The sequence below is a fragment of the Neorhizobium sp. AL 9.2.2 genome (assembly GCF_013317225.1).
GTDB classification, from domain to species: domain Bacteria; phylum Pseudomonadota; class Alphaproteobacteria; order Rhizobiales; family Rhizobiaceae; genus Neorhizobium; species Neorhizobium soli.
Window position 1 is genome coordinate 1,082,160 of the sequence record NZ_JAALXU010000001.1, and the last position, 26,892, is coordinate 1,109,051.

The following is a 26,892-nucleotide window of genomic DNA, read 5'->3' on the forward strand; positions in this document are numbered from 1 at the left end:
AAGAGGGACTTTGATGATTATCGGCATGGGCAGTGACCTCATCGACATCCGTCGAGTTGAAAAATCCATCGAACGTTTCGGGGAACGGTTCACCCATCGTTGTTTCACCGATATCGAGCGCGCGAAGTCCGATCGTCGGAAGAACCGCGCAGAATCCTATGCCAAGCGGTTCGCCGCCAAGGAAGCCTGCTCCAAGGCTCTCGGCACCGGCCTTGCAAACGGCGTGTTCTGGAAAGACATGGGCGTTGTCAACCTGCCGGGCGGCAAGCCGACCATGGTGTTGACGGGTGGCGCGGGCGAGCGGCTGGCGGAACTGATGCCTGCCGGTCAGGAGCCTTTCATCCACGTCACGATCACCGACGAGTATCCCTATGCGCAGGCCTTCGTGATCATTGAGGCGCGACCGGTGGCCGCTCCGTGAGCGTACCCGAATTTGGCGAAGCGGTGGCCCATTGCCGCCGCTCTGTGAAGACGCTAAAGCATGTCCCGCAAAAGCGCGCAGCGGTTTTGTAGCTACAAGGTGCCACGCAGGAATGACCTGAACGGCGGGCGTGATCTCTCGAAGATTGCAGCACGTTTCACACAGGTAGCCATCCGCCGTGAAGAGAGAGATTGAAATACGTGTCCGATAACGCCGAGACGAAGCCGCAGAATGCCCTTTGGGAAAACATCAAGGTCATCATCCAGGCCTTGCTGCTGGCTATGGTGATCCGCACCGTCCTGTTCCAGCCCTTCACGATTCCGTCCGGCTCGATGATGCCGACGCTCCTGGTCGGCGACTATATCTTCGTCAACAAGTTCGCCTACGGGTTCTCAAAATATTCGATGCCGTTTTCGCCGGACCTGTTTGAAGGCCGCGTCCTTCAGTTCAGCGAGCCGAAGCGCGGCGACGTGATCGTGTTCCGCCTGCCGCAGCAGCCCGAGATCGATTACATCAAGCGCCTGATCGGCCTTCCCGGTGACCGCATCCAGGTTCGCGACGGCGTGCTCTTCGTCAACGGAACCGCTGTACCCAAGCAGGGCGACGGCGCTTTCACATCCGACTACCGCTCCGATCCCGGCACCAACGTTCCGGTCTTCCGCGAGACGCTCGACAACGGCGTGACCTTTGACACGCTCGACCAGTCCCCAAGCTCGCGCGGCGACAACACCCGCGAGTTCGTCGTGCCGGCGGAACACTATTTCTTCATGGGCGACAACCGCGACAACTCGCTCGACAGCCGCTTTGACGAAGGTCCGGGCATGGTTCCGGCCGAAAACCTCGTCGGTCGCGCCAGCGTCATCTTCTTCTCGCTCGGCAACGACACGTCCTTCCGCGAGATCTGGAAATGGCCGTCCAACATGCGTTGGGACCGTCTCTTCAAGGGCGTTCATTGATGAAACCGCTCTCACTCTCGGATGAAGAACGCGGCCGTCTCGAGACGATAATCGGCCACGTCTTTTCCGAGAAGCAGTGGCTTGACCGGGCGCTGACCCACGCCAGCGTCGGTCTTGCCAAGGATGCCAATTACGAGCGTCTGGAGTTTCTGGGCGACCGTGTGCTCGGGCTCTGCGTTGCCGAACTTCTGTTCACCACCTTCCGGTCCGCACCGGAAGGAGAGCTGTCTGTGCGCCTTAATCAGTTGGTCAGCGCCGAAAGCTGTGCCATTGTTGCAGACGAGATGGAACTGCACCGTTTCATCCGGACCGGCGCCGACGTCAAGAAGATCACCGGCAAGCGGATGATGAACGTCCGCGCCGATGTGGTGGAGAGCTTGATTGCCGCCCTTTATCTGGATGGCGGACTGGAAGCTGCCCGCGGTTTCATTCTGCGTCATTGGAAGGCGCGTGCGACCCGCGCCGATGGCGCCCGCCGCGACGCCAAGACCGAATTGCAGGAATGGGCGCATGCCAAATTCGGCGTGACGCCTTCCTATCGCATTGACGACCGCTCCGGCCCGGATCACGACCCGCGCTTTACCGTGACGGTCGAGATTCCCGGTGTTTCGCCCGAAACGGGCGCCGACCGGTCGAAACGTGCAGCCGAACAGGTGGCTGCCACCAGGATACTCGAACGCGAAGGCGTCTGGCAGAAGACCTCTGCTGAAGACTGATTGGACATCATGATCGAAGACAACACCATCGAAGGCAAAGACGAAGACGTAAACGCCGTTCAGCCGGAAACCGCGGTCGACAAGGCGGCGGCGGAACAGGCTGAAGCCGGTCCGACCCATTCCGGTTTCGTGGCGCTGATCGGCGCGACCAATGCCGGCAAGTCGACGCTGGTCAACCGTCTCGTCGGCGCCAAGGTGTCGATCGTCAGCCACAAGGTGCAGACAACCCGCGCCATCGTTCGGGGCATCGCGATCCACAACAACGCCCAGATCGTCTTCATGGATACGCCCGGCATCTTCAAGCCGCGCCGCAGGCTGGACCGCGCCATGGTGACCACCGCCTGGGGCGGCGCCAAGGATGCCGACATGATCGCGCTCCTGATCGACAGCGAACGCGGCCTGCGCGGCGATGCCGACGCGATCCTCGAGGGTCTGAAGGATGTGCATCAGCCGAAACTGCTGCTTCTGAACAAGATCGATCAGGTCAAGCGAGAGGATCTTCTGGCGCTTGCTGCCGCGGCCAACGAAAAGATCGACTTCGTGCGCACCTTCATGATCTCGGCGACGACCGGTTCCGGTTGCGACGATCTGATGGACTATTTCTCCACGACCCTGCCGGAAGGTCCCTGGTACTACCCGGAGGACCAGATTTCCGACCTGCCGATGCGCCAGCTTGCGGCCGAAATCACCCGCGAGAAGCTCTTTCTAAGGCTCCACCAAGAGCTTCCCTACGCCTCGCATGTCGAGACGGAGAAGTGGGAAGAGCGCAAGGATGGCTCCGTCAGGATCGAACAGGTCATCTATGTCGAGCGCGAAAGCCAGAAGAAGATCGCTCTCGGCAAGAACGGCGACGCCATCAAGGCAATTTCGACAGCGTCGCGCAAGGAACTGACCGAGATCCTTGAACAGCCCGTTCACCTGTTCCTTTTTGTGAAGGTCAGGGAAAATTGGGGAGACGATCCACAACGTTTCCGCGAAATGGGCCTGGAATTCCCGAAAAACTGAATGTTTGACCGTTTTTGGCTTGCCGACTCCTTCCGATGCGTTAGCTTGATATCGGGAGAAGGAACTGCTGTGTAATTTCGAATGTTAGTAAATTCGGAAATGCTTAATTGTTATTTCCTAAAATACGCCGACGGGTTACGCTGGTTGTATTGAAGGACTGAGGCGATCTCGGCAAATCGTGGAGGTGGTGCCAGGCATGAGCGATATAAGACGTTTTGATGCCTTCAGTGGTATGGATCTCAGCGATGCGGTTGGGTTCTTCAGCTGGAACGTTCAGGAGAACAAGGTCTACGGCGATCAGGTCTTCGCATTCATCTACGGGGTCCCCTACAGGGACCTCGAGAGCGGCGCGCCGATCGAACAGGTCATCGTCAACGTCGACGATGGCGACAAGCAGCGCGTCGCAAAAGCCCTGCACGAGTCCATCATTTCTGGAAAAAAGTGCCACCAGAGTTATGGGATCACCCATGTGGACGGTCGCCGCGTCACGGTGACAGGGCAGGGACGATGCCTTCGCGACAAGCTCGGCCTGCCGTCGATCTACACAGGCTCCGTTACCGCTGTCGAAGTGGGCAGTGGTGCTCATTCTGGCGATCCACTCAAGACCCATTGTCTCGAGGCTTTGAAAATCGCCAACAGCCGCCGCCACGCGCTTGCGGCCCGCTACCTGGCCTCCGCACTCAACGTGCTGGATGGCGGCAAAAAAGCGTAAAGCATCCATGGTTCGTGCAAATTGCGGCTGCATCCTCCGGTCGTGCACGATGGCTGCAGAATCGCTCCCTTGGACATTCCTGTCAGCCAAAGGGCGCTCGTGATTCGTTACGTAGAACCCCGTAGCAACTTGTCATCTATCAATGTACGCGATTGCTAACGCGATGGTGATGGTACAACTACGCGTCGTATTGGCATAGGGAGCGTACATGGCACGCGGAACGATCGCTTCTGACGAAGCGGATCAGGATTTCATCAACGCGGTGGGGTTCTACAGCTGGAATGTTGCAGAAAACCGCGTCTATGGTGACGACGTCATCGCCCATGTGTTTGGTCTCTCGATCGAGGACCTGTCGATCGGAATGCCGATCGACGTCCTGGTGCGCTACATCGACGAAGGCGACAAGCAGCGTGTGGCCAAGGCTATCCACATGGCGATCGTCGATGGTGCAGCCTACAATGCCGAATACAGCCTGACCCATCCGGATGGCCATAAGGTTAGCGTTCGCGCGAACGGGCGCTGTCTGCGCGATGTCGATGGGCTGCCTTCGATCTACAGCGGCACTGTCATCGTGCAGCCAGCGCTCGCCGAACCGATCCAGATCAGTGATCCGCTCGAGAGCCACTGCCGGGCAGCGCTGGATCTCGCTTCAGCGCGCGGCCATGCTCTGGCCGCGCGATATCTGTCTTCAGCACTCAACATGCTGACGCCGGATCTCGGCTGAGACGGAGATCTTACTTCTTGCGCTCCATCAGCGCCTTGACCTCTTCGAAGCGACGACGATTTTCGGGTTCCTGCTCACCCGGGCCGTAGCATGTCTTCGAGATGCAGAAGCGCAGCAGCGTGAATGGAGGTCCACCCTTGCCGAACTCGCAATCGATCTCGTTGGTGAAATCGGTCGGCTTGGCGTCCTGGCGGGTCGAATAGGTGAGACGTGCGCCCGGCGGATCGAGTTCCGGGAAGGACTGCACAATGCCGGTCTTGACGTCTGGAATGAGCAGGAAGTTCTTGGCAACCGCGACGCAGGCCTGTTCAAGCTGCGGCGACTGCGCGGCCGCAGGCGTTGGCAAGGCGAGGCCAAAGGGCATCGCGGCAATGATAGCGGTAGCGAGCAGGGCGTTTTTCATGTGATCTCCGGCAGCGTATTGCTCTTGGCTGTTCGGCGGAGAAATCCGCGGCGAAGGCAATTTGTTCCAGCCCGATCGAGAGATAAATCGAGGGAGGCGCGACAGCCACACCTAGACACCGACAGAGCCCGCAAACCGTGCCGGAAAGACGCAGAAACCGATTCAGTCCCAAGAGGTTATACGGTAGAACTGATCAACGCAGACAGGAAGTTCACCTATCGATGCAGTGGCAGGACGAGGCAATCATCATCGGCGTGAAACGCCACGGCGAGACGAGTGTCATCGCCGAACTGATGACGCGCGAACGTGGCCGCCATCTCGGCATCGTCCGTTCCGGCCGCTCGCGCGCGATGCAACCGGTGCTGCAGCCGGGAAACCGCGTGGAGGTGGTCTGGCGCGCGCGTCTCGACGAGCATCTCGGCGAATTCAAGCTCGAACCGCTGCAACTGCGTGCAGCAAAGCTGATGGAAACCGCAACGGCGGTCTACGGTGTCCAGGCGATGGGGGCTCTGCTTCGGCTGCTTCCCGAGCGTGATCCGCATCCGCACCTGTTCGAAGCTCTCGATATCATTCTCGCTGCGATGGATGATCCGTCCGATGCGGGCGAACTCTTCGTCCGGTTCGAACTCGCGGTGCTGAACGATCTTGGTTTCGGACTGGATCTTTCGGAATGTGCGGCGACCGGCACACGCAGCGATCTTGTCTATGTGTCGCCGAAATCCGGTCGCGCCGTGAGCCGCGATGCCGGCGCTCCCTATGCGGACCGCATGCTGGCCCTGCCGGATTTTCTGGGAGAGGGGGCATCCAGGACTGCTGACCGCGACGGCATGGCCGCGGCCTTCCGTCTGACCGGCCATTTCCTATCCCGGCATGTCTATGAACCGCGCGGAATGACCCAGAGTACCGCCCGCGACGGGTTCGTTCAGGCGGCGCTGAAGGCGCTGTCGAAAGCCCCTGACGATCAGACGCCGCAAGGATCAGGTATCATTCCGCCGGCTGCATGACCGGTTGGCGGTTCACCGTCTTTTCGCGAATGGGCCAGTGTACGGCCGCGGCAAACAGGCCGAACACGACGCCGAACCACCAGACCATGTCATAGGAACCGAGCCTGTCGTAAAGCGCGCCGCCCATCCAGACGCCGAGGAACGACCCCACTTGGTGCGACAGGAACACGAAACCGCCAAGCAGGCCCAGATGCCGCGTGCCGAACATGATCGCCACCAGTCCGTTGGTCGGCGGCACCGTGGACAGCCACAAGAGACCCATCACGGCGGCAAAGATGATGACCGAGGTCGGAGACTGCGGCAGAAGCAGGAAGGCCGTGACGGCGATCGAGCGGCCGATATAGATATAGGCGAGCAGATAGGGTTTCGAGTAGCGCTGCCCGAGCACGCCGGCGCCAAGCGAGCCGATGATGTTGAAGAAACCGATCAGTGCCATGGCGATCACCGCATAGCGAGCCTCGATGCCGATATCGCGAAGATAGGCCGGAAAATGCGCGGTGATGAAAGCTACCTGAAAACCGCAGACGAAAAAGCCCGAGGTCAGCAACAGGTACGACTTGTGCCCGAAGGCTTCCCGCAGTGCCTGCGCCGCGGTCTGCTTGAACTCCGTCTGGTTCTGCGTGCCGGAGCTGGCATTGCCCCGGAGCGGGATGGCAAGCAGCGGAACAGCAAGCATCATCGCCGACATGATCATCAGACTGTCCGACCAGCCGTAGGCCGTGATCAGCGCCTGGCTGAGCGGCGCAAACAGAAACATCCCGGCAGATCCGGCGGCAGTGCCGATCCCGAACGCTAAGGAGCGCTGTTCGGGCGTTACGTTGCGGGCAAAGGCTGACAGGATCGTGCCGAACGAACCGGCGCCGACGGCAAGCCCCACCATCAGACCGCCGGACAGGTGCAGCATGGGAATTGATTGCGCGGACGACATCAGGAACAGTCCGCCCGCATAGAGGAGACCGGACAGGGCGAGCACGCGGCCTGTACCGTATTTGTCCGCTATCGCTCCGAAGATCGGCTGGCCAAGGCCCCAGGCGAGGTTCTGGATCGCCATCGCGAGCCCGAACGTGGTGCGATCCCAGCCACGATCGGACAACATCGGCAACTGGAAGAAGCCCATTGCCGAACGCGGGCCGAAGGTCAGCATCGCAACCAAGGCACCGGCCGTGATGATCAGCCAGGGCATCGATGAGCGCGCGGGGTTGGACATGCTTGCCTCCTGAAATCAGGCATTATCCATAGCCGCGCAGGTGTGAAATGGGAAACGACTTTTCCTGACGCGATGCATCACAACAGCTGATGCGACAAAGCCTTCTCTACAGCGCGCCGGGCGGCTCGATCGGGGGCGGTGGGACTTTGCCAAGCCGCGATTCGCGCCAGAGCGTGAAGGCGCCGGCGCTAATGACGATCGCACACCCGGCCACCATGTTGATGGTCATCATCTCGCCGAACAGCATCACACCGATCAGGCAGACGAGCACCGACTGTACGTAGAACATCGGCTGTACCGCGACGGCGTCGACGAGCGAGTAGGCGCGGATCAGCAGATAGTGCCCGGTCATGCCGGTAACGCAAAGCGTCAACATCCAGAACCAGTCGGAAAGCGTGATGTGCGACCAGTAAAACGGACCGACCAGCGTGATCGCCGCAGCACCGGCAATACCCGTGTAGAAAAACGCGGTATCGGCCGTGTCGGTGCGGCTCGCGAGCCGGGTCAGCACCGAGTAGAGCGCAAACATCGTGGTGCCGATCAGCGGGATGACGATCCGGAAATCGAATGTCGCATGCAGCGGATTGATGATCATCAGGATGCCGGCAAAGCCGACGCCGATCGCGGTCCACCGCCGCCAGCCGACCTTCTCGCCAAGCAAGGGCACCGAAAGGCAGGCAACGAGCAGCGGCGTCGCCGCAAAGATCGTATGGGTGGCCGCAAGACCGACCTCGGCAAAGGAGAAGATCGACAGCGCGATTTGGAAAACCAGAATGACCCCGCGGGCAATCTGCAGCCACAACCTGTTCGCGGACGCTGCACCTTTGACACCGCCGGACGAGCGACCGGCCACGATGAGCACAAAACCTGCGAAGGCCCAGTAGCGGATCATCGCCACGAAAATGGGAGGATAGGCGCCGCCCAGGTGTTTCGAGATGCCGTCCTGAACCGCGAAGATAATGACAGCAGTCAACGCGAAGAGAAGTCCCGTAGACCGAGATGTCATGATGGTGATCGATTCCAGTGCGGAGCGCGCAAGCGCCGCCGTGACGCCCTACGTTTGTGAGATTGGTGTTCTTGACCGGTTTTGACCTTTGTCAACAAACGCCGATTGGACATGTCTGCCATGCGGTGCCGTCAGAGGGAACCTTCAGACCCGAAAAAGGTATATGAGAAACTGCAAATAGTTCTGGAGACCTCCACTTGAGGTCTTCCCCGTACTGGCGACTGGAACATATGTTCTCAAGGTTGAGTTAGACTTGGGCAAGCAAATCAGGAGAAACGATGCTCACTGGGATGACGGAAGACCAGCGAAACGAATTTCTGGAGCGCATCACCGCGACCACGATTGCAAACCAGGCAATCCTGAAGTGTAGCATCAGCGGTTTTCCTTTGACGGCGGATAATGTTGTCGCCTTCGTTGGCGATTTTCTCGATCCGGAAAACCCGAACCTGCAGGAACTGATCGAAAAGATTGGTCACGCCATCGACGAGGTGCTGGATTGCCAGGGCCAGGCGATGCGCCTGGCGCGGTAGCACAGGACAGTTCTCAAGTCCGGAAAGGGGACGCGGTCAGGCAACGTACAGCCGCTTTTCCTTACCGATGCTTGATGGCCCAGGCGCCGCGCGTCGAGACCACTTTCACGTCGTCACCAATTGCGATCATGCCGCCGCCGCGCGGCACTGCGTTCCATCCGAACAGCGGGCCGGGAACGCGCCGGTCGGCCGACATGCGCAGGCGACCGAGTGCCGGCATCGGGTTGGCGACATCCCGCGAACCGGTCACCTGATCCTGGGTGATCATGATGCAGCGGGCGCAGGGTTTGACGAGATCGAGACGAACGCCACCGATATCGATAGCCTCCCAATGGTCATCGCCAAAGGCGTCCCCGTCGTCGATGACGATGTTGGCGCGGAACCGGTCCATCCCGACGGCGCCTTCTCCATGCTTCTCCATGTCGGCATTGATCGCCTCGAGCGAGCCGGTGGTCGTGACCAGGACCTGGTATCCGTCGGCAAATGTGACCGGCGTATCGGGTCCTGCCCAGTCGTCGCTTGCGATCCGCTTCGAACGTTCATCGAAGAAAACAAGCCGCACGTCGCAGCCCAGCCAGTCGCAAAGGGTCGAGTTGATATCCTTGTCGGCCAGCGCGGCGCTGACGATCGAATTCCAAACGACCACATCGGTACGCCGGTAGCCCGGCGGCCGGGTGACGGTGATCCCGCCCTTGCTCTCCATCGAAAACCTGAACCCGTCCGTGTCGGGCAGGACCTGCAGCTGCGCCATTTCTGGAAGATCGCGCTGGTTGACGAAATGCCCCCTGGTATCGACCAGCATCAAGCTGCGATCGCCGGGTATGCCCGTGGACGTCATCTGCGTCTCAGTGAGCGAAATGCCGCGGCCGCTCTTCAAGGGGTAGTAGTTGATCTCGCTGACATGCATGGGTTTTCCTCAAATTTCATCGAGAAAGAGGTCGAGAACACTTTTCAGACGCTGGTGGCGTTCGTTTGCCGCCTGCCTGCCGGCCTGCGTCTTGAAGCCGTCGGCGAGCTTGAACAGCTTCGTTTCGAAATGATCAATTGCAAACGTCCTGTCGTCGAGCGGTCGATGCTTGGCGAGAGGATCGGCCGGATCGTAAAGCGCGGAACCCATCCGCCCGGCAATGTAGAAACAGCGTGCCGCACCGATCATGCCGATTGCATCGAGCCGGTCCGCATCCTGCAGGATCTTCGCCTCGATGGTCTGCGGCTCGAGGTTTGCCGAAAAACTGTGGGTGAGGATGGCGTGGGAAACCGCATCGATATCGGTCTCGCTCCAGCCCATCTCGCCCAAAATGCCCGCCGCCTTTTCCGCGGCAAGACGAGATGCCTGGTTGCGCAGCGGCGAGTTCTTTTCCACCGCAACGCAGTCATGCAGCAGCACCGCGGCTGCCAGCACCCGCCCGTCGCCGCCTTCGTGTTGATGAATGCGCATCGCATTCTTGAAGACGCGGGCGATGTGAGCCAGATCGTGGCTTCCATCGTCGCCAGCACTGGCATGCGGAATGAGGCTTCTAGCCAGATCCTGGTGGGGCGAAAAGGCTTCTGCGAGTGACGCGGTCATGCTGGTTTCTACGAGGGTTCGTGAGAATCGTCTGTATTAGATGTGTCGTTCTTGTTGACTAGAATCCGTTGATAGAAAAGCCCGATTCCGATCAGAACTGCCCCCAGCCCGATAAAGGACAGGGCCCGCATAATGCCTTCGAGATTGGCCATATCGATCAGGAAAACCTTCGCCACGGACACCAGCACCAGCACTGCAGAAGCAAGCCGCAGGCTCTTGGCGTTCCATTTCGAGCCCGCTACCAGAAGGCCGATGCCGATCAGGAGCCAGACCACAGAATAGGCATAGGTTTCGGAAGCGAGAAAGCCCTTCCACTGGGCAATATTCTGGCCCTGGAAAAAGCGTCGAACCGAAAGCGTCGCCCAGAGAAAGCCGAGCAGGGCGCCCGAGACGGCGAGCATTGCCACATAGGGCGCTGGCCGCCGGCCGCGCGCCAAGTACGAGGTCAGTCCATAGGCGAGCGCCGGGAGAAGATAACCGAGCAGCAGAAGGTTGAGGACGGGCCAGGAGCCCGTGCTTTCGCCGGAAAAGAACGGATTGAGCGCAAACACATGCGCCGAGAGCACGTTCACCGTCGCGATCGCGCCGGCGATCATCGAGCCGTAGCGGAAGACCGGGCTCGGGCTTTTCAGGTCGAGCGTCATCAGAATGCCGGAGAAGCCGATCGTCAAGAGCGTGTAGATCGACTGCTCGCCAAGCGTCGGTGTACGGGCATCGAGCACGCCGCCATTCATCGCGTGGCGTATCAGCACGGCAAGTGTTAGCAGGGCTGCAAGCGATGCCAGTCCCTGCAAAACGTTGCGGACACGGACATCGGGTGATTTGCGCAGCATCCAGGCTGCTACAATCGCGAGCAGGGTCGGAATACCGTAGCCCGGCAGCAGCGCATTGAAGAACGGCGTCGTGCCGAGACTGTCCGCGCCAACCAGCGTCGGCTGCCAGGCGATGCGGCCGAACACGATCGCGATTGCCGCCGCCATCATCCAGGGCAGGGCAGCCCATGTCCGCACTCGCATCGCCATCAGATAGGCAAAGCCGAGAACGGAAAGAAGGATCGTCGTGACGATGCCGTTGGTAAGCGCGTGTAGTGCCAGCGTGAAGCCCGCGAAGGAGCCGAGCACTGCGATATTCGCCGGCCAATCGATGCCGTCGCCATCGCTTTCGTCACGTCCGCGAAACAGCCACTCCGCCACCGCGAGCATCACAAGTCCGATGCCGATGCCATAGAGGCCGTGCGTCCAGTCGCGGAAAAAATTGCCGAAGTTCAGAAACGAGATGAACCCGATCGTGACCGGCATTGCCCCCATCATAAAGGACCAGAGTACCGAAAACGTCGGTTCCTCATGCCGGAAGCGCCTGAGGAACCCGGCCCCGAGCAGCGTGAAGATGCCGCCGAGGAGCAGGAAGCCTGCAATCTCGTGGCCGAAAGCGGCAACGACAGGCGCGGTTGTGCCGGTCACCGGTTCGGGCATCACATAGGCGAGCAATGTCGACGCAACGGTCGCTATACCGGCAAGCGCGGCGAGCGCTGCAACCACGACCGTCCACACCCCGTAGCTGCGACTGCTGCCGACGGCGGCCAGCGCGCCGATCAGGGCGACGAAGACGAACAGCGGATGAAGAGAGCCCCCAGGCGTGGCGACCAGCATGGCAAGCGCCGAAATCGCGACCGTGACTGATAACGAGAGGGTGATCCGCAGCGGTGGCCTCTTCAGCAGCGCCCGCCAGCCGCCGCTCCCTGTCAAGCCGCGCGTATAAACGCGGCCGGGCCAGATGAGGATCGTTCCGGCAATCATCATCAGCAGCACCAGCGAAGGCGGCATCATGTCGATCGGCAGCGATTGTGACGTGTAGGCGAGAACCCAGAGGCCGATCCCGAAATTGGCGATCATCGGCACCACGGTCCAGCGGCGGATGCGCGAGGCGGCGTTCAACGCCAGCCAGCTCACGCCGAGAAACAGGAACAACGCGTTGACGTCCGGGTCGTCGGTCGTCACCAGAAGCGGCGTGATCAGCGAGCCGAGCAGGCCAAGCCCGGCCAGCGTCTGCCCGTGCAGCAGCGACAGCCCTATTGTTGTAAACGAAATCAGGGCCATCAGCATGAAGGCGGTGCCGGAGCCGATGAAATCGTAAAAGGCGTAGGCCGCGAAGGACGCGCCCAGCAGCGTGATGCTACCGGCGGCCGTCAGCGCACCGGGGATCATCGCATTGGCGTAGAGCTCCGACATCTTGGGCATTGCCCGACGGCGCACCAGCTCGCCGGCGGCAATCAGCACCAGGCCGAACATCGCTGCCAGCGACAGACGGGCACCGGGGCCGAGCAGACCGGCTTCGATCGAATAGCGGACAAGGAAGATGCCGCCAAAGGCGAGTGCCACGCCACCCACCCAGACCGGCCAGCGAGCACCGAGATAGCTTTCCAGATTTTCACGGCGGAAGCGCGGAGCGGGCGCGGGGAGCGGTGGTGTTTCGGCTGCCTGATCGGACGTCCTCACCTCGGGCGCCGTGATCTCTGCCAGAACTTCGGTCTTCGATGGTTCTGCTGCAGCCTTTGCAAGGTCCGTGTCTTCGACCATGTCAGCCGCGGCTTCGGTGCGGATATCGGCAAGTGCCGTCTCGGGCGACACGACCACCTCGGAAGTGACGGGAACGCCGGTCAGCAGGCGCGCCCGGACATCCGAAAGTTCTTTCTCCAGCGAAGCGACCCGGCCCGACAGCTTTCGCTGCGAGACGACGAGGGAGAGAATGAGAACGATCAGCAGAAGCTGGAGGATCATATGCTAGCGGGCTCGGTTGAGAAGGTCAGCGGACGTTATACCATTGGTCCGCAAAGAAAAGCCGATCTCCCCGTCGATACCGTTATGGGGTGTATGAAGCCGGACCGTCGTCCTGCGCATCGGCCGGCACCTCTTCCTCGACCACCTTGTCGAAGGCAAGCTTGACGGCCTTGGTCATGTCGCGGCTGACCGCCCACCACTGGGCGCTCTTGATCCAGTAGCGCAGTGTCAGTTTGGCGCTGCCGGCATCGAAATCCGCAAGATAGGTGGTCGGTGCCGGGTTGCTCTCCACCCGCGTTTCCGACTTGGCGATCGACTTGAGCTTGGCTTCGGCCTCGTCGAGGCTCTGGTCGGCCGACAGCGTCACCGAGATCTCGTGCCGGCGCGTGTGCAGGCGCGAATAGTTGGTGATCGGCACGTTCCAAAGCGTCGAATTCGGCGCCAGGCGATAAACGCCTTCGGCGGTGCGAAGCTCGGTTGCAAACAGGCCGACATCGACGATCGTGCCGCTGACATTGCCAGTCTCGATCGATTCGCCGACGCGGAACGGGCGCAGAACCAGAAGCATGATGCCGGCTGCGATATTCTGCAGCGTGCCCTGCAGGGCAAGACCGACCGCGAGGCCGATCGCGCCCAGTGCCGCAAGGACCGATGCCGTCTGGACGCCGAACTGGCCGAGCACCATCACCACGACGATGATCAGCACCGCGTAACGGATGATGTTGGAGAAGAACTGCGCCAGCGTTGCGTCGATGCCGTTCACCCGCGACAGACCGTTGTGCGCCCAGCGACTGAGCAGGCGGGCAGCGGCCCATCCGACGATCAGAAGAAGAATGGCGCCGATGACCGAGAATGAATACTGGATGCCGAGGGCTGTGAGCTGTGAGAGTGCCGTACGAGTTGCGACGACGAAAGCCGATGCCTGTTCCATTCGGGGCCTGATCCTTTGCTGTAAAGAGGAGGCTAATTGGCGCGGGTGACTGTCAGGTCAAGGCAAACGGAGCGACGTTTCTCACCCGCCGCAGGGGATCAGGACGCGCGGTTTTCGATTTCGGCCTGTGCCGTAACAGGCAGCACGAACGAGGCCCGACCATCCGTTTCAGCGCCGCGCCCGATCCGCTTGATCGCCTGCACAAGCCGTCCGTCACGCTGCAAAAGACGGTCGCCGATCTCAATCAGCCTTGTATTCGGCGTCGCATGCGGCGCGACCTTGCGCAGCCTTGTCGCGAGCTCGACCTCGTCCTGATCGGGATAAAGTGAAAGCGACGCAATGACGGCCGCTGCCGGAGACCGCGACACGCCCATCCAGCAATGCACGACTAGCGGCGCGGACTGATCCCAGTCTTTGGCGAAGGCGATCAGCTGCTCCACATGTGCCTCGCTCGGCGCAATCAGAGTGCCGGTGCCGGCAAAGCCGATATCGTTCATCTTGAGTTTCAGGTGGCGCGCGGCGGCAATCACGGCAGGCCGGTGGAAATCCTGCTTTTCGGCAATCAGGCTCACCATTTCACGGGCGCCGTGGCGGACCGAGAGTTCAGCGATCTTGTCGAGCGGACAGACGATGATCCGGCTCATGCCGTCACACCGCGATCGGCTTCAAGCGCATGAAAGCGCTCGAGAAAGCGCGCCTGAGCATCGAGCGCCGGCATCGGCTTCAGTTCCAGCATGTCGCGGGTTATGCCACGCGGCACGCCGAAGAATTTCTGCGCCTCGGTGACGGAAAACCCGGCAAGCTCCGTCGCTTCGAAAAACGCGGCAACGGTGTCGGCTTTCTTGATCATCACCTTCAGCTCCTTGGTCGGATGCGGCGGCAGGCCGAAGCGGATGTGGATCGCTGCCTCGAGCCGCAATTCGACCGCCTTGTAACCGCCGCCGACCACCGACTTGAAGGGCGAGATCATGTCGCCGATGACGTATTCGGGTGCGTCATGCAACAGCGCCATCGCCATCGCCTCGCTGGAGGCATCGGGATTGGTGCGAGAGAAGATCTGCTCGACGATCAGGCTGTGCTGCGCCACCGAAAACGCGTGGTCGCCCTTGGTCTGGCCGTTCCAGCGCGCAACGCGGGCAAGCCCGTGGGCGATATCGGCAATCTCGACATCGAGCGGCGAGGGATCCAGCAGGTCGAGCCGGCGGCCGGAAAGCATCCGCTGCCAGGCGCGCATGGATTTCAATCCGCTCACGGCTCGGCCTCTTGCGTCGCTGTCGGGAACAACAGGTCGGTCCATTCCGGCAGCGAGAGAACGACGGTGACATCGCTCGCCGTCAGGGGAATACCATTGGCGATCGCATCGCCGACCCGGTCAATCCGCACGATTGCAAGCCCCTTGTTACCCAAGACGGATCCGAGCGTGCCGACCGGCTTGCCACCGGCCATGATGTCCGTGCCTGAGACGGGCAGGGCAGTCTCGCTTGTGACGAGCGCGACACGCCGCCGTGCCGTGCCACGGTGCTGCATGCGAGAGACGACTTCCTGCCCGACATAGCAACCCTTGCGGAACGACAGCCCGTCGGTCTTGTCGAGGAGAACGTCGTGCGGAAAGGCATCCTGCAGGGCATAGTCGAAGCCGGAGGCCGGAATGCCGGACGTGACCCGCAGCGTCTCGTACTCGGCTTCCGACGCGTCGATCGCGATGCCCTCGGGCTTTCCCGGATACCGCGACAAAGTCACGCCGGCTTTGGCAAACGCCGCATCCGCAGCACCAGTAACCGAACCGTCGCCCCAGGTTACCGTCACGCCATCGGCATCGTCGGCTGCAATCGTCACGGCCGCCCGCAGCTTGTACATGGTGAGCCGGCGCATCAGCGCGTCGCGCTGGGCCGATTCGGTTTCGATCAGGAAATCGTCGCCGTCTCGGGAGATCATGAAGTCGAACAGGATCTTGCCCTGCGGCGTCAAAAGCGCGCCGGGACGGGCCGTCCGTTCAGGCAGGGATTCGATATCTGTCGTGATCAGGCTGTGGAGAAAATCGCGTGCATCGACACCGGAAACCCGGATCAGCTGGCGCGAGGAAAGATGGACGGCGGGCATGGCGGAAGGTCCGATTGTTGAGCCGGAAGGTCGAACCCGACAAGTAAGCCCTCCCGACCGCGCGAACAAGTGCAGTCGCGGTGCCGCAAGCTTCAGTCGCCGCCGGTGAAGAACTTCCACTGGCCGTCGGGCGACAGGCCGATGCGGTAGAAATTATAGGCGTCGTTTTCTTCCATGCCGATCATATCGCCGGCCGTAACGATCCGCAGCAACTCGACGCGCTCGGGTGGGGTGAGGGCAGAGATCGACTTGCCGGCGAAATACGGCCAGACGTAAACCTCTTCCGGCTGCCCCGCCTCGAGCCTCACGGCGCTGGCGGAGAGAAGGTCCATGACAATCGCCAGAATTTCCTGGCCGTCTGGATCGCCGGAAAAGTTCTTCAGCGCGCCGACCGGATCGTCGCCCTGATAATCCATAACCTGGGTCTGGTTCGGGCCGGGATTGGTCAGCGGCTTCAGCCGTTCGATATCGCCGGAGGCTGCGGCCTCGATCAAGGCGGCGCGCATTTTCTTGACAGGCTCAGGCAGCGTGGTCATGTCGCGGATGATGTCGGCTTGGATCGTGTCGGTCGCCGCAGCCGTTGGCTGGCCGGCGGCGGGTGCAGCGGGCGCTGCTACGGGCGCCTGGGCTGACCCGGTCGCCGGCACTTGCGGGCCCTCGAAAGCCTGCATGACGCCGGACGATGGCTTGCTGCCGCCTGTTTCACTCTGCGCTGTGGTGCTCAGCGCCAGCGCGGAAGCCGGTGCCATAACCTGCAAGCCGCAAAAACATGTTGCGGCAAGCGCCAGACGCAGACCGTTGAAGTTTGTCATGATATGCATTCCGGCCGCCTTCCGAAGGGGAATTCTCGGCTTTTCTTGATGCCTGATAAGGATGTGCGAGATTACTGAACGATCCGTTCCGGCGAAAACTCTCCGGCCAGCATGCGGTTCTTCAGCGAATCCAGCAGTGCTTCGGCGCCGGTTTCGCCCAGCAGGCGGATCGTCTCGCGAATGGCACAGGCCATCGCGACATCAGCAATGATTTCAGCCTCGATGCCATCGGCACGGCCATCGGCCCAGGCTTCATTCTGATATTCCAACGCAGCCTGCATCTTCTCGTGGACGATCATGTCATCGATTTCGTTGCGGCCTGTCTGCATACTCTTGATCCTCGGTACCCGTATTAATTACTGACCCATTAAGAACTTTATCAGCCTTTTATCAAAACGACACGGCTTGAGGTCAAAAGAGGTAAATAAACCGCTAATTTCCGTAGCGACTGGCTATTTCGGCGGCAAGTGTTGCGCCTTCGGCACGGTAGAGTTCCTCAGCCATGCGTGCGGGTTCATTGCAGGACGTGTGAACCGCGGCAAACGAGCGGTAGCCGCGGTTGTAGGCGGCGGTCAAGCGTTCCCGCCGTTTAGGCTCGCTGGCGGTGTCAGAATCCAGCAATTTCTGCATGGATCCGCGCCAATCGTCACTGGTTGCACCGCAAAGCGACCGCAAATAAGTGACCGATCCCAGCACTTCCGCAAGCCGCATCATCTGCGAATCATACGGAGCCGGTTTTGATTCGGTTTCCGTCTGTGGCGCGGCCGTTGTCGCAGACGGCGCCTGCTTCGACGGTGCTTTCTGCGACTGGGCGCCAGCCGGCGCGGCGGCACAACTCAGCGTGATCGCAGCAACGATCGCGAATCGGTGGGAAGACGTGAGGAAAGACATCAGGCGGTGCATACGAACTCCTAACCGCGTTTCAGTTCCGCCGCCAGCCTTTCGGCGCATTCCAGCACGCTCGCAGGCACGGGAAGATTGCGGATCTCCTCAACCGAATACCATCCCGGATCGGCCGCATCGTCGGCGGCAATCGCCTCTCCTTCGGGGTCCGCTTCGACACGGAACACCGAGAGCGAGAAATGGCGGTTGTCGTCCTTGTCCTTCTTAAGGTCGTAGGTGGCAAACAGGGTCGGATTGCGCACAGCGATGCCGGTCTCCTCGAAGAATTCCCGCACCGCCGTCTCCGATGGCGTCTCGCCGGGCTCGGCCCGACCCCCTGGAAAGGCAAACAGATTCGCCGAGGGCGGGTTCAATCGCCGGATCAGCAGAAATTTGCCGTCGCGTTCGAGAATGGCCGAAGATGCGGCTTGCGGGGAGGGCGTGGCTGTTGTCATGAAATTCGGCGGCTTTGAAGAACGATACGGTCAGGCTAGTGTAGGCGGGAATAGCCGCCCATCAAGGACATATCATGTCGCGCGCAAAAACCCTCTCTCACGGCATGACACGGCCCGAACCATGCCGGTGAACCTCAACGGCTGGACAGCATGAAAACCTATCTCCTCTACTCGCTCGCCGCCCTGTTCGAGATCGCCGGCTGCTTTGCCTTCTGGGCCTGGTGGCGGCTGGAAAAGCCGGCTCTGTGGCTGGTGCCGGGTATGGTGTCGCTCGCGCTGTTTGCCTGGGTGCTGACCTTCGTGCCAAGCGACGCGGCCGGGCGGACCTACGCCGCCTACGGTGCAATCTACATCCTGGCTTCCATCCTCTGGCTCGCTGGCGTCGAGAACCGGATGCCCGACCGCTGGGACATCCTCGGCACGACCGTGTGCCTAATCGGCGGCGCGATCATCCTCTTCGGTCCCCGCAGCGCCTGATCCGCTTGACGTCTGCCTACCCCAGTGCCATCTAATCTCGCATGTGCGGACGCTACGCCCTGACGGCGACTTCTGAGGAAATTCTGGAGGTCATGCAGGCGCTGGGGGAGGAAGGTTTCCCGGCCCGCTACAATATTGCCCCGACGCAGCCGATCCTGATCGTCATGCAGAACGAACATGTGAAGCCCGGCAGCAATCTTCCGCCGCGTCGCGTCGTACTTGCCCGGTGGGGCCTGATTCCGGGCTGGGTCAAGGATATCAAGGACTTTCCCCTGATGATCAACGCCCGCTCCGAGACGGCGGCCGAAAAGGCGTCGTTCCGGGCCGCCATGCGTCACCGCCGCGTTCTTATCCCGGCCTCCGGTTTCTACGAATGGCGCCGGCCGCCGAAGGAAACGGGACTGCCTTCGCAGCCCTTCTGGATCCGCCCGAAGAATGGTGGCGTCATAGCCTTTGCGGGACTGATGGAAACCTACGCATCTGCCGATGGCTCGGAAGTCGATACCGCGGCGATCCTGACGACGGCTGCCAACCACGCCCTGCGGCCGATCCACGACCGCATGCCCGTCGTCATCGCGCCGGAGGATTTCGAGCGCTGGCTGGATTGCAAGAACGGTGAGCCACGCCACGTGGCGGATCTGATGCGGCCGGTACAGGACGATTTCTTCGAGGCGTTTCCGGTATCAGATCTGGTCAACAAGGTGTCCAACATGGGCAAGGATCTGCAGAAACCGGTCGCGGTGGCACAGCCGCAGGAGAAGCCGCCAAAGGCATCCGGCAGCAGCGGCCAGATGTCGCTGTTTTGATCCGTTCCGACCGCGTCACACCATCCAGCCTTCGAATCACGTCCTGAACGGATTTCCCTATGAACCTGATATCCGCCGGTTTTTCCGGCTTTGCGCTGGGCGGCTCGCTGATCGTGGCGATCGGCGCTCAGAATGCGTTTATCCTGCGCCAGGGGCTGATCCGCAGCCATGTCTTCGTGCTGTGCCTGATCTGTGCGGCATCCGACGCCTTGCTGATTGCAGCCGGCGTCGGCGGTCTGGGAACGATCGTGTCGCAGTCGCCTCTGCTGATCTCGGTGGTGACGCTCGGCGGCGCGCTGTTCCTCGCCACCTATTCGGCCATGGCATTCCGGCGGGCGGTACAGCCCGGTGCGATGGTCGCCGGCGCGCCTGAGGGCATGGCACTCAAGGCGGCGGTGATGACCTGTCTCGCCTTCACCTTTCTAAACCCGCATGTCTATCTCGATACGGTCCTGCTGCTCGGCAGCCTGTCTGCGGCCTACCAAGGCCCGGAAAGGGTAGCCTATGGCGCGGGCGCGATGATCGCATCCTTCGCCTGGTTCTTCGGCCTCGGCTACGGCGCCCGCTATTTGGCGCCGCTATTTGCCAGACCCGCCGCGTGGCGGGTGCTGGATGGCCTGATCGGCGTTGTCATGGGGTTGCTTGCGCTCGGGCTTCTCATAAGCTTCCTACGCGGCGCCTGAGACGGATCAGCGAGCCGGGCTGAGCGTTGGCTTGCGCTTCAGCATCATCGCCGCAGCAGCAACGGCTTTGAGGCCGAGCGGACGGTAATGGCTGGAGAGGTCCGGCTTGGTCTCGATGTTGGTTTTGTTGGTTTCGCTGCTCACGTCTGTCTCCTCACGAATCTCTGTTCCGCTTAAGGGCGGGCCGGCGCATTTCGCCGCCAATCCGGGCGGAATCATGGCTGCGGCTTTACGATGCGATAGAGAAAGAATGGACGCGCCAACTTGCCGCAAGCTGGGGCTGCGACGCAACAATTCATGTGCGCCGCAGCATCAGTCGCAAGGGCAGGACGATCAGACGTGCGTGCGCTCGTCCTCGATGGTGATCGTGCCATAACGCTTTTTCCACGCACGGGCAGAAAACGGCAGAACACAGAGATAGGCAATCGCGGTGATTGCCAGGATTTCCCAGGTGTAGCTCATCAAGAGGCCGACATAGAGAACGGCCACAAGCATGATCGGCAGCATCAGGTCACGGCGGATGCGGCCCGACTTGCCGGACCAGACCGGCAGACGCGAGACCAACAAGAAGCCGATCAACAGCGTGTAGAGAACGCTGGCATACACGAAGAACTTCGTCTGTTCGACGCCGAGAAAACCGAGATAGACCGGCAGAAGCACCAGAAGCGCACCCATGGGCGCCGGAACGCCTACAAAGAACTCAGACTGCCAGGGCGCCTTGATGCCGCGGTCTTCCATCACGTTGAACCGGGCAAGCCGCAGGCCAGCCGCGATCGCATAGAGAAGTGCAGCTATCCAGCCAAAGGATTTCGCTCCGTCCAGCAGAAACGCATAGGAGACGAGGACGGGCGCAACGCCGAAATTGATGATGTCGGCGAGCGAATCCATCTGCACGCCGAATTTCGACGTTGCCTTCAGAAGCCGTGCGATCCGACCATCGATCCCGTCGAGGAAGGCTGCCAGCAGCACCATCGCGACAGCGAGCTCGAACCGTCCCTCGAAGGCAAGTCTGATCCCGGTAAGGCCGGCGCAGATCGCCAGCACCGTGATCAGGTTGGGGATCATCAGGCGGACCGGGATCTCGCGCAGGCGCGGACCACGGGCCTCGTCGGTCGTATGGTTCTGTTCCGGCGGCGAGACGGGCGTCTCCATCAGATGATCTCCTTGCGTTTAGTTAGGCACGACGGCCGATGGTCGGACCCTTGGCGGAGCCGAATTCGGCCAATACGGTTTCGCCGCCGACCGCTCTCTGGCCAACCACGACGCGCGCCTGGCCACCGGCCGGAACGAAGACGTCAAGGCGCGAACCGAAGCGGATCAGGCCGAAGCGCTCACCGGCGCTAACCGGCTCGTTGGGCTTGACCCAGCAGACGATGCGGCGTGCCACGAGACCGGCGATCTGTACAACGCCGACGCGGCCGTGTGGGGTGTCGATGACAAGCCCGTTGCGCTCGTTGTCGCTGGACGCCTTGTCGAGTTCCGCGTTTACGAACTGCCCTTCGCGATACTCGATGCGTGTCACCTGGCCCCGAACAGGGGCGCGGTTGATATGGCAGTCGAACACGTTCATGAAGACCGAGATGCGCAGCATCGGCTCGATGCCGAGATCCAGTTCGGCTGGCGGCACGACCAGAGCAACATGGCTGACGCGGCCGTCGGCAGGGCTGATGACGAGATCGTCATCCTGCGGTACGACCCGTTCCGGATCGCGGAAGAAGTAGGCGCACCAGAGCGTCAGTACCAGTCCGATCCAGAACAGCGGCTCGGCGAAGTAGCCGAGGATCAGCGAGACGACGAAAAAGATGACGACGAAAACGTAGCCTTCCTTGTGGATCGGCACGAGCGTGTTGCGGATGGTGTCGAAAAGATTGATCAACCCTTGGTTCTCCTCAATGGTCTGTGCTGCCTGCCTATAGAAAAACCCTATTTGCGGCAATCCGGTTCCGTCGATGCGCCCATGACGTCATACAACTTCCCGGTATAATTGACGGAATACACCGTTTGAAGCGCCCAGCGACCTCTGCTTGAACGCGGTTTATCCCTGACGCGTCAGTTTCCCAAAGGCCCATCCTCGTCTTCTGACACTCGCAGACGCGGTGCATTGCCACAGAAATCTTCGCCTCAGCGAACCGCCTCAGGGTCTACCCAGCCCATCCAGGTCGAGAAGGCGAGCAGAGGCGAGCCGTAGAAGACCAGCACCAGCATATAGATGATGGCGATACCGCCGAGTACCAGCATCCGCCTGTTCGTATATCGTCTCATGCTGTTCTCCTGTTATTCTGCTGCCGTTACTCAGCAGCAGGTGCGCCGCGACGGACGATGCCGAGATCGTCGTTCTCGCGCACCTTCTTCAACTGCTCTTCCGCTTCCGTCGCCTCGCGCTGACGGTTCCACATCGAGGCGTAGAGGCCTTCCTGCTGCAGCAGCCCCGAATGGGTGCCGCGCTCGGCAATCTGGCCGTCGCGCAGAACGATGATCTCGTCGGCATTGATAACCGTCGAGAGGCGGTGGGCGATGACAAGCGTCGTCCGGTTCTTCGAAACGAGATCGAGTGCGGACTGGATCTCGTGCTCGGTCGTCGTATCGAGCGCCGAGGTCGCCTCGTCGAGAATGAGGATCGGCGGGCTCTTCAAAACCGTGCGGGCAATCGCCACGCGCTGCTTTTCGCCGCCCGAGAGTTTCAGCCCGCGTTCGCCGACCTTTGTCTCATAACCATCCGGCAGAGCCTTGATGAACCGGTCGATCTGAGCGATCTCGGCCGCCGCCTGGACTTCGGTATCCGAGGCACCCGGCCGGCCGTAGCGGATGTTGTAGACGACCGTGTCGTTGAACAGGACCGTATCCTGCGGCACCATGCCGATGGCCGAGCGCAGCGACTTCTGCGTCACGTTGCGCACATCCTGGCCGTCGATGGTGATCGATCCGCCCTGGATATCGTAGAAGCGGTAGAGCAGGCGCGAAATGGTGGATTTACCAGCACCCGAAGGGCCGACGATCGCCACCGTCTTCCCGGCCGGCACGTCGAAGGAGATGCCTTTAAGGATCGGTCGTGCCGGATCATAGGAGAACTGCACGTCGCGAAAGGCGATGGCGCCTTTTTGAGGTCCCTGTCCGATGACAAGATCCTTCGCGTCCGGCCGGTCCACGACTTCTGCTTCGACTTCAAGAAGGTCGAACATCTGCTCGATATCGGTCAGCCCCTGGCGGATTTCGCGGTAGACGAAGCCGATGAAATTAAGCGGAACCGCGAGCTGCATCAGCAGCGCGTTGACGAACACGAAATCGCCAATCGTCTGGTCGCCGCGCTGCACGGCAAGCGCCGACATGATCATGATCACGGCCTGTCCCAGCCCGAAGATCACGCCCTGGCCGAAGTTCAGCCATCCGAGCGAGGTCCAGACGTCGGTCGCGGCCTTTTCGTAGCGCTCCATGGAGGAATCGAAGCGCTTGGCTTCCATGTCCTCGTTGCCGAAATATTTCACCGTCTCGAAGTTCAGAAGCGAATCGATGGCTTTTGTGTTCGCCTCGGTATCGTTGTCGTTCATCGTCCGGCGGATGGAGATGCGCCAGTCGCTGGCCTTGATCGTGAACCAGATATAGGCGGCAACCGTGACAGCCGTGACGGCGAGGTAGGCGAACCCGTAGGCGGCCCAGAATATGATCGCCGTCAGCAGGAATTCGATCACCGTCGGCACCGAATTGAGGATGGTGAAACGAACGATCGTTTCGATGCCCTTCGTGCCGCGTTCGATGATGCGCGACAGGCCGCCGGTCTTGCGTTCGAGATGGAAGCGCAGCGAAAGCTGATGCATGTGCACGAAGGTCTTGTAGGCAAGCTGGCGCACCGCGTGCTGGCCGACCGAGGCAAACAGCGCGTCACGCAGCTGGTTCAGACCCACCTGCAGAATGCGGGTAAAGTTGTAGGCGACGACCAGCACGACGGCGCCCAGCAGAAAGACCGGCAGGATGCCCGCCATGTCGAGCTTGCCGTTTAGCGCATCCGTCGCCCACTTGAAGAAATAGGGGACAGAGATCAGCACCAGCTTTGCCAGCAGCAGAAACACCGTCGCCCAGATGACGCGCGCTTTCAGATCCGCGCGTCCGACCGGCCACATATAGGGCCACAGGTTGACGAGTGTGCTGAAGGGATTGCCGCTATCCGCAGATACGGTCTTCTTTTTTGCTGCCATGGATTTTACCTGAATCTGAGGGCGAAGAAACGCCTTCCCGGCAAATAGGCTGCGCAGGGCCATGTTGCAAATGAAACTCGCATGAAACCTCATCTGGCCTCATCGGTCGAAAGTAGGTATGACTACGGAGTGTATAAGTCCGAATTGCGAGGCGGAGGAGGTCTGGCTATTCGAGGGAAGCTCGCATTGGGAGGAATATCATGCGCTTCAAGACGATTGCCGTTGCGACTGCCCTGAGCACTCTTCTGTGGGGAGCCTCCGCCGGCGCGGCTTTCACTGCCTATACGGTGGTCAAGCATGTACCGCATCTGAATATACTGGAAACGGTCACAGCACTTGTCGAGCGCAACAGTCTTTCACTGCACGTTGCCGCCCATTCACTGGCAGTCACGCCGTCGCAACTGATGATCGGCGATCGGTCGTAAGTCTGTTTTTCTGCAGAGTGTTGCACCGATAGCCGCCGCCGCGACGTGAAGCTCAACCTCCCGCATTCCCGTGATGAGCACAGGAATGTGGAGATTGGGGAACCCGAAGCATTGGCCCTGCGGTTTTAAGTCGTTTTCAGGAGAATTGGGGCCGCGTCATCATTTCCGATGCTGGATCCGTTCGCGGTGCAGCTCTTCCGAATCCGGCCGGAACTCCTCCGGTACGCCGAAGATCTGGCCGGGCTGGATGATGTCGGGGTTGCGGATCTGATCCTCGTTGGCGAGGTAGATCGTCGTGTAGCGCACGCCCTGGCCATACATCCGGCGCGAAATCTGCCACAGCGTATCGCCACGTCGGATGATCACCGAATTGCGTTCGCTTTGCGTCAGCGGTGCCTGCTGGAACGTCTTTGTGCCGTCGACGCCGGTGGCGGGAGCAGCCGGCGTGCCGGCCATTTCCTGTTCGTTGCCACCATCCATCTGCCGTGCCATGGCGGGCCCGACGGCGCGGGCGATCATGGCGCCGAGGTCCTTGAGGGCTGCGCCAACGGCGGCAACGTCGTTTGGAACCTTGTCGAGTGCGGCAAGTGCTGACGCTGCATCCTTGGCGGCATTGTCGGCAACGGAGCGGGCGGAAACGGAAGCGTCGGCCGGCAGGCGGTATTCGGTCAAAGACTTGAGCGTAATCGATGTGGACGAACGTGCCGCCGCCATCTGTTCGCCGCTCGGCATCTTGCCGTCGGCGTAGAGGTTCTGGAGCAGGTTGAAGGCGCGTACCACTTCGTTGCGAAGCTTCTCGAAGGCGCCGCCATCGATCGTCGACATCGGGCTTGAAACTGCGGGGGCTGCGACTGCCGCCACCTGTTCGCCGGCCGGACGGTTGAACGGAACCTCGACCATGACGGTGCGCTGGCCGGCACCGTTCAGTGCCTCGACGCTGATCCGGTGATCGCCGACCGAAAGCTGCGTATTGCCCTCGATGACGAAATGGCCGTTGCCGCCTGCGCGCGACTGGCCGACGGGCTCGCCGTCGACAAGACCGCGCACCATGACACCCGAGCGGGCGATGCCGGCGATAAAGATTTTCGAGCCTTCAAGCTCGACGGCGGTGATCTGCAGATCCGGTGTTCCAGCCGGAGCAGGCGTCGCGTCGGGAGCCGCGGTCGAGGACGGAGCAGAGACGTTTGGCGCGCTGGATGCGATCTGCGACGATGCCTGCGGCAAGGCCGGAGTGACGGCTGGCGTCTGAGACTGACCCGCAGCCGTCTGGCCTGCAGTGGACGGCGCAGCGCCAGGGGCAGGGGGTGTCGGTGATGTTGCGGCATTCGGTGCGGCAGGCGCAGACGCGTTCGGCGTCGCGATGACCCGGCTCGCTTTGCCCGGCGTCGTCACCATGGCAAGCAGCTTGCCGGTCTTCGGATCGCTCGGTACGGAGACCGTCGCTGTCTCGTCCGAGACGACCGTCTTGCCGTCCTTGCCGGTGGCCTTGAGAACCAGCTGGTGATCGCCAGGCGGCAAAGGCTTGTCGAGAACGGCTGCAAAATCGCCGCTCGGGCCGACGTCGATCTTTGCGACGACCGAGTTGCCACTGGAGATTTCGAGTGTCGAATTGGGCAGCGCGCGGCCGGCAATCACGGCCGAACCGTCGGGCTCGACGCGCAGCACGTCAAAGGCGGGCTTGGCTGGCGTCTGGGCAGCGTTCGGCTGGGCGGTGACCGGGCTTGTCGCGCTCGGTGCAGCTGTTACTGCGGGTGCGGCCGGAGCGGAGGGCGCTGCCGGAGCGGAAGGGGTTGCCGGGGGAGATATGGGAGCGGCCGGCGTCGTCGCGGGCACAGATGCCTGCTCCTGCGGTTTCGGCGCGTCCGGAGAATTCGGTGCGTCTGTCGGCTTCACCGCCTGCTTCGTGCTCTCGACCGCGTCCTTGACCGCATCGCCGGCAGCGTTGATCGCATCGCCGAGCGGTTTGGCATCATGATTGATCCGCGGCAGCACGAAAAAGACCATCAGCAGCGATGCGATGGCGAGTACGACCAGAGCGAGCCAACCGGCGCGGTTTTTCATGAGCAAAGCCTTTTCCCGATGGACCCTCCATCGTCTTTCCGG

Annotated in this window: 32 protein-coding genes; 12 read left to right on the forward strand and 20 right to left on the reverse strand. The window is 61.2% G+C overall.

Annotated elements, in window-relative coordinates; genetic code table 11:
• The first annotated feature begins 13 nt into the window (after positions 1-13).
• From acpS to G6K99_RS05205, 6 genes are all read left to right on the forward strand, one after another.
• The gene (gene acpS / locus G6K99_RS05175) at positions 14-421 is read left to right on the forward strand and encodes a holo-ACP synthase (RefSeq protein ID WP_062453390.1); all 408 of its coding nucleotides are present in this window, start codon (positions 14-16) and stop codon (positions 419-421) included.
• Between the two features lie 200 nt (positions 422-621).
• On the forward strand, positions 622-1,377 hold the full coding sequence (gene lepB, locus G6K99_RS05185; protein ID WP_062454754.1) for a signal peptidase I: 756 nt from the start codon (positions 622-624) through the stop codon (positions 1,375-1,377).
• Complete coding sequence (gene rnc, locus G6K99_RS05190) at positions 1,377-2,093, forward strand: ribonuclease III (RefSeq protein WP_371816122.1); 717 nt, start codon at positions 1,377-1,379, stop codon at positions 2,091-2,093. The genes lepB and rnc overlap by 1 nt, the downstream gene beginning before the upstream one ends.
• A gap of 9 nt (positions 2,094-2,102) precedes the next feature.
• Positions 2,103-3,098, forward strand: coding sequence for a GTPase Era (gene era, locus G6K99_RS05195; RefSeq protein ID WP_371816138.1), 996 nt, complete (start codon positions 2,103-2,105; stop codon positions 3,096-3,098).
• Positions 3,099-3,294: 196 nt separating this feature from the next.
• Positions 3,295-3,810: a hypothetical protein gene (locus tag G6K99_RS05200; RefSeq protein ID WP_174195904.1), complete on the forward strand. Its 516-nt coding sequence runs from the start codon at positions 3,295-3,297 to the stop codon at positions 3,808-3,810.
• A gap of 208 nt (positions 3,811-4,018) precedes the next feature.
• On the forward strand, positions 4,019-4,534 hold the full coding sequence (locus G6K99_RS05205) for a PAS domain-containing protein (protein WP_062579790.1): 516 nt from the start codon (positions 4,019-4,021) through the stop codon (positions 4,532-4,534).
• A gap of 10 nt (positions 4,535-4,544) precedes the next feature.
• Here the strand turns inward: G6K99_RS05205 and G6K99_RS05210 are convergent, their stop codons facing one another.
• Positions 4,545-4,937 (reverse strand): hypothetical protein, encoded by a 393-nt coding sequence (locus G6K99_RS05210; protein WP_062453386.1) that lies wholly within the window; start codon positions 4,935-4,937, stop codon positions 4,545-4,547.
• Between the two features lie 221 nt (positions 4,938-5,158).
• On the opposite strand from G6K99_RS05210, the gene recO reads away from it, so the two are divergent.
• Positions 5,159-5,941, forward strand: coding sequence for a DNA repair protein RecO (gene recO / locus G6K99_RS05215; RefSeq protein ID WP_174195905.1), 783 nt, complete (start codon positions 5,159-5,161; stop codon positions 5,939-5,941).
• Here recO and G6K99_RS05220 read toward each other — a convergent pair.
• Positions 5,922-7,148, reverse strand: a complete 1,227-nt coding sequence (locus tag G6K99_RS05220; RefSeq protein WP_113111125.1) for an MFS transporter — start codon at positions 7,146-7,148, stop codon at positions 5,922-5,924. The genes recO and G6K99_RS05220 overlap by 20 nt on opposite strands.
• Positions 7,149-7,254: 106 nt before the next feature.
• Complete coding sequence (locus tag G6K99_RS05225; protein WP_062453384.1) at positions 7,255-8,154, reverse strand: DMT family transporter; 900 nt, start codon at positions 8,152-8,154, stop codon at positions 7,255-7,257.
• Between the two features lie 278 nt (positions 8,155-8,432).
• Here G6K99_RS05225 and G6K99_RS05230 point away from each other — a divergent pair, with 278 nt between their 5' ends.
• Positions 8,433-8,684, forward strand: a complete 252-nt coding sequence (locus G6K99_RS05230) for a hypothetical protein (RefSeq protein WP_139283842.1) — start codon at positions 8,433-8,435, stop codon at positions 8,682-8,684.
• Positions 8,685-8,745: 61 nt separating this feature from the next.
• Here G6K99_RS05230 and G6K99_RS05235 read toward each other — a convergent pair whose 3' ends face one another.
• The 11 genes from G6K99_RS05235 to G6K99_RS05285 all read right to left on the reverse strand — a co-directional run bounded on the left by G6K99_RS05235 (position 8,746) and on the right by G6K99_RS05285 (position 18,208).
• Entirely contained in the window at positions 8,746-9,591 is an 846-nt protein-coding gene (locus G6K99_RS05235) for an MOSC domain-containing protein (RefSeq protein ID WP_174195906.1), read from the reverse strand.
• A gap of 9 nt (positions 9,592-9,600) precedes the next feature.
• On the reverse strand, positions 9,601-10,251 hold the full coding sequence (locus tag G6K99_RS05240; RefSeq protein ID WP_092661820.1) for an HD domain-containing protein: 651 nt from the start codon (positions 10,249-10,251) through the stop codon (positions 9,601-9,603).
• An 8-nt stretch (positions 10,252-10,259) separates the two neighbouring features.
• Positions 10,260-13,028: a DUF2339 domain-containing protein gene (locus G6K99_RS05245; RefSeq protein ID WP_174195907.1), complete on the reverse strand. Its 2,769-nt coding sequence runs from the start codon at positions 13,026-13,028 to the stop codon at positions 10,260-10,262.
• A gap of 82 nt (positions 13,029-13,110) precedes the next feature.
• Complete coding sequence (locus G6K99_RS05250; RefSeq protein ID WP_174195908.1) at positions 13,111-13,959, reverse strand: mechanosensitive ion channel family protein; 849 nt, start codon at positions 13,957-13,959, stop codon at positions 13,111-13,113.
• Positions 13,960-14,057: 98 nt separating this feature from the next.
• On the reverse strand, positions 14,058-14,603 hold the full coding sequence (locus G6K99_RS05255) for a tyrosine phosphatase family protein (protein WP_174195909.1): 546 nt from the start codon (positions 14,601-14,603) through the stop codon (positions 14,058-14,060).
• On the reverse strand, positions 14,600-15,193 hold the full coding sequence (locus G6K99_RS05260) for a YfbR-like 5'-deoxynucleotidase (RefSeq protein ID WP_244631397.1): 594 nt from the start codon (positions 15,191-15,193) through the stop codon (positions 14,600-14,602). The genes G6K99_RS05255 and G6K99_RS05260 overlap by 4 nt, the downstream gene beginning before the upstream one ends.
• A 14-nt stretch (positions 15,194-15,207) precedes the next feature.
• Positions 15,208-16,059 (reverse strand): folate-binding protein YgfZ, encoded by an 852-nt coding sequence (locus G6K99_RS05265; protein ID WP_174195911.1) that lies wholly within the window; start codon positions 16,057-16,059, stop codon positions 15,208-15,210.
• Positions 16,060-16,151: 92 nt separating this feature from the next.
• Entirely contained in the window at positions 16,152-16,880 is a 729-nt protein-coding gene (locus tag G6K99_RS05270) for a hypothetical protein (RefSeq protein ID WP_174195912.1), read from the reverse strand.
• Positions 16,881-16,942: 62 nt separating this feature from the next.
• A complete protein-coding gene (locus G6K99_RS05275; protein WP_062453374.1) occupies positions 16,943-17,200 on the reverse strand; it encodes a hypothetical protein in 258 nt (85 codons plus the stop codon).
• A 103-nt stretch (positions 17,201-17,303) separates the two neighbouring features.
• Complete coding sequence (locus tag G6K99_RS05280) at positions 17,304-17,774, reverse strand: TIGR02301 family protein (protein ID WP_244631359.1); 471 nt, start codon at positions 17,772-17,774, stop codon at positions 17,304-17,306.
• An 8-nt stretch (positions 17,775-17,782) separates the two neighbouring features.
• Positions 17,783-18,208, reverse strand: coding sequence for an NUDIX hydrolase (locus tag G6K99_RS05285; protein WP_062579812.1), 426 nt, complete (start codon positions 18,206-18,208; stop codon positions 17,783-17,785).
• A 150-nt stretch (positions 18,209-18,358) separates the two neighbouring features.
• Here G6K99_RS05285 and G6K99_RS05290 point away from each other — a divergent pair, with 150 nt between their 5' ends.
• The 3 genes from G6K99_RS05290 (at position 18,359) to G6K99_RS05300 (ending at position 20,174) form a co-directional block, all read left to right on the forward strand.
• Positions 18,359-18,685, forward strand: a complete 327-nt coding sequence (locus G6K99_RS05290) for a YnfA family protein (protein ID WP_174195913.1) — start codon at positions 18,359-18,361, stop codon at positions 18,683-18,685.
• A gap of 41 nt (positions 18,686-18,726) precedes the next feature.
• On the forward strand, positions 18,727-19,491 hold the full coding sequence (locus G6K99_RS05295) for an SOS response-associated peptidase (RefSeq protein WP_174195914.1): 765 nt from the start codon (positions 18,727-18,729) through the stop codon (positions 19,489-19,491).
• Positions 19,492-19,556: 65 nt separating this feature from the next.
• Complete coding sequence (locus G6K99_RS05300; RefSeq protein ID WP_371816139.1) at positions 19,557-20,174, forward strand: LysE/ArgO family amino acid transporter; 618 nt, start codon at positions 19,557-19,559, stop codon at positions 20,172-20,174.
• A gap of 6 nt (positions 20,175-20,180) precedes the next feature.
• On the opposite strand, the gene G6K99_RS05305 is transcribed toward G6K99_RS05300, so the two are convergent.
• The 5 genes from G6K99_RS05305 to G6K99_RS05325 form a co-directional block, all read right to left on the reverse strand.
• The gene (locus G6K99_RS05305; protein ID WP_165699869.1) at positions 20,181-20,318 is read right to left on the reverse strand and encodes a hypothetical protein; all 138 of its coding nucleotides are present in this window, start codon (positions 20,316-20,318) and stop codon (positions 20,181-20,183) included.
• A gap of 189 nt (positions 20,319-20,507) precedes the next feature.
• Positions 20,508-21,326, reverse strand: a complete 819-nt coding sequence (locus G6K99_RS05310) for a phosphatidylcholine/phosphatidylserine synthase (RefSeq protein WP_062453369.1) — start codon at positions 21,324-21,326, stop codon at positions 20,508-20,510.
• 22 nt (positions 21,327-21,348) lie between these two features.
• Positions 21,349-22,050, reverse strand: coding sequence for a phosphatidylserine decarboxylase (locus G6K99_RS05315; protein WP_180215429.1), 702 nt, complete (start codon positions 22,048-22,050; stop codon positions 21,349-21,351).
• 245 nt (positions 22,051-22,295) lie between these two features.
• Positions 22,296-22,436 carry a hypothetical protein gene (locus G6K99_RS05320; protein WP_156461813.1) on the reverse strand — a complete coding sequence of 47 codons (141 nt, stop codon included), beginning with the start codon at positions 22,434-22,436 and terminating at the stop codon, positions 22,296-22,298.
• A gap of 26 nt (positions 22,437-22,462) precedes the next feature.
• On the reverse strand, positions 22,463-24,364 hold the full coding sequence (locus G6K99_RS05325; protein ID WP_092661830.1) for an ABC transporter ATP-binding protein/permease: 1,902 nt from the start codon (positions 24,362-24,364) through the stop codon (positions 22,463-22,465).
• Between the two features lie 200 nt (positions 24,365-24,564).
• Here G6K99_RS05325 and G6K99_RS05330 point away from each other — a divergent pair, with 200 nt between their 5' ends.
• Positions 24,565-24,789 (forward strand): hypothetical protein, encoded by a 225-nt coding sequence (locus tag G6K99_RS05330; RefSeq protein WP_062453367.1) that lies wholly within the window; start codon positions 24,565-24,567, stop codon positions 24,787-24,789.
• A gap of 159 nt (positions 24,790-24,948) precedes the next feature.
• On the opposite strand, the gene G6K99_RS05335 is transcribed toward G6K99_RS05330, so the two are convergent.
• Positions 24,949-26,850 carry a LysM peptidoglycan-binding domain-containing protein gene (locus G6K99_RS05335; RefSeq protein ID WP_174196057.1) on the reverse strand — a complete coding sequence of 634 codons (1,902 nt, stop codon included), beginning with the start codon at positions 26,848-26,850 and terminating at the stop codon, positions 24,949-24,951.
• Positions 26,851-26,892: the final 42 nt, after the last annotated feature.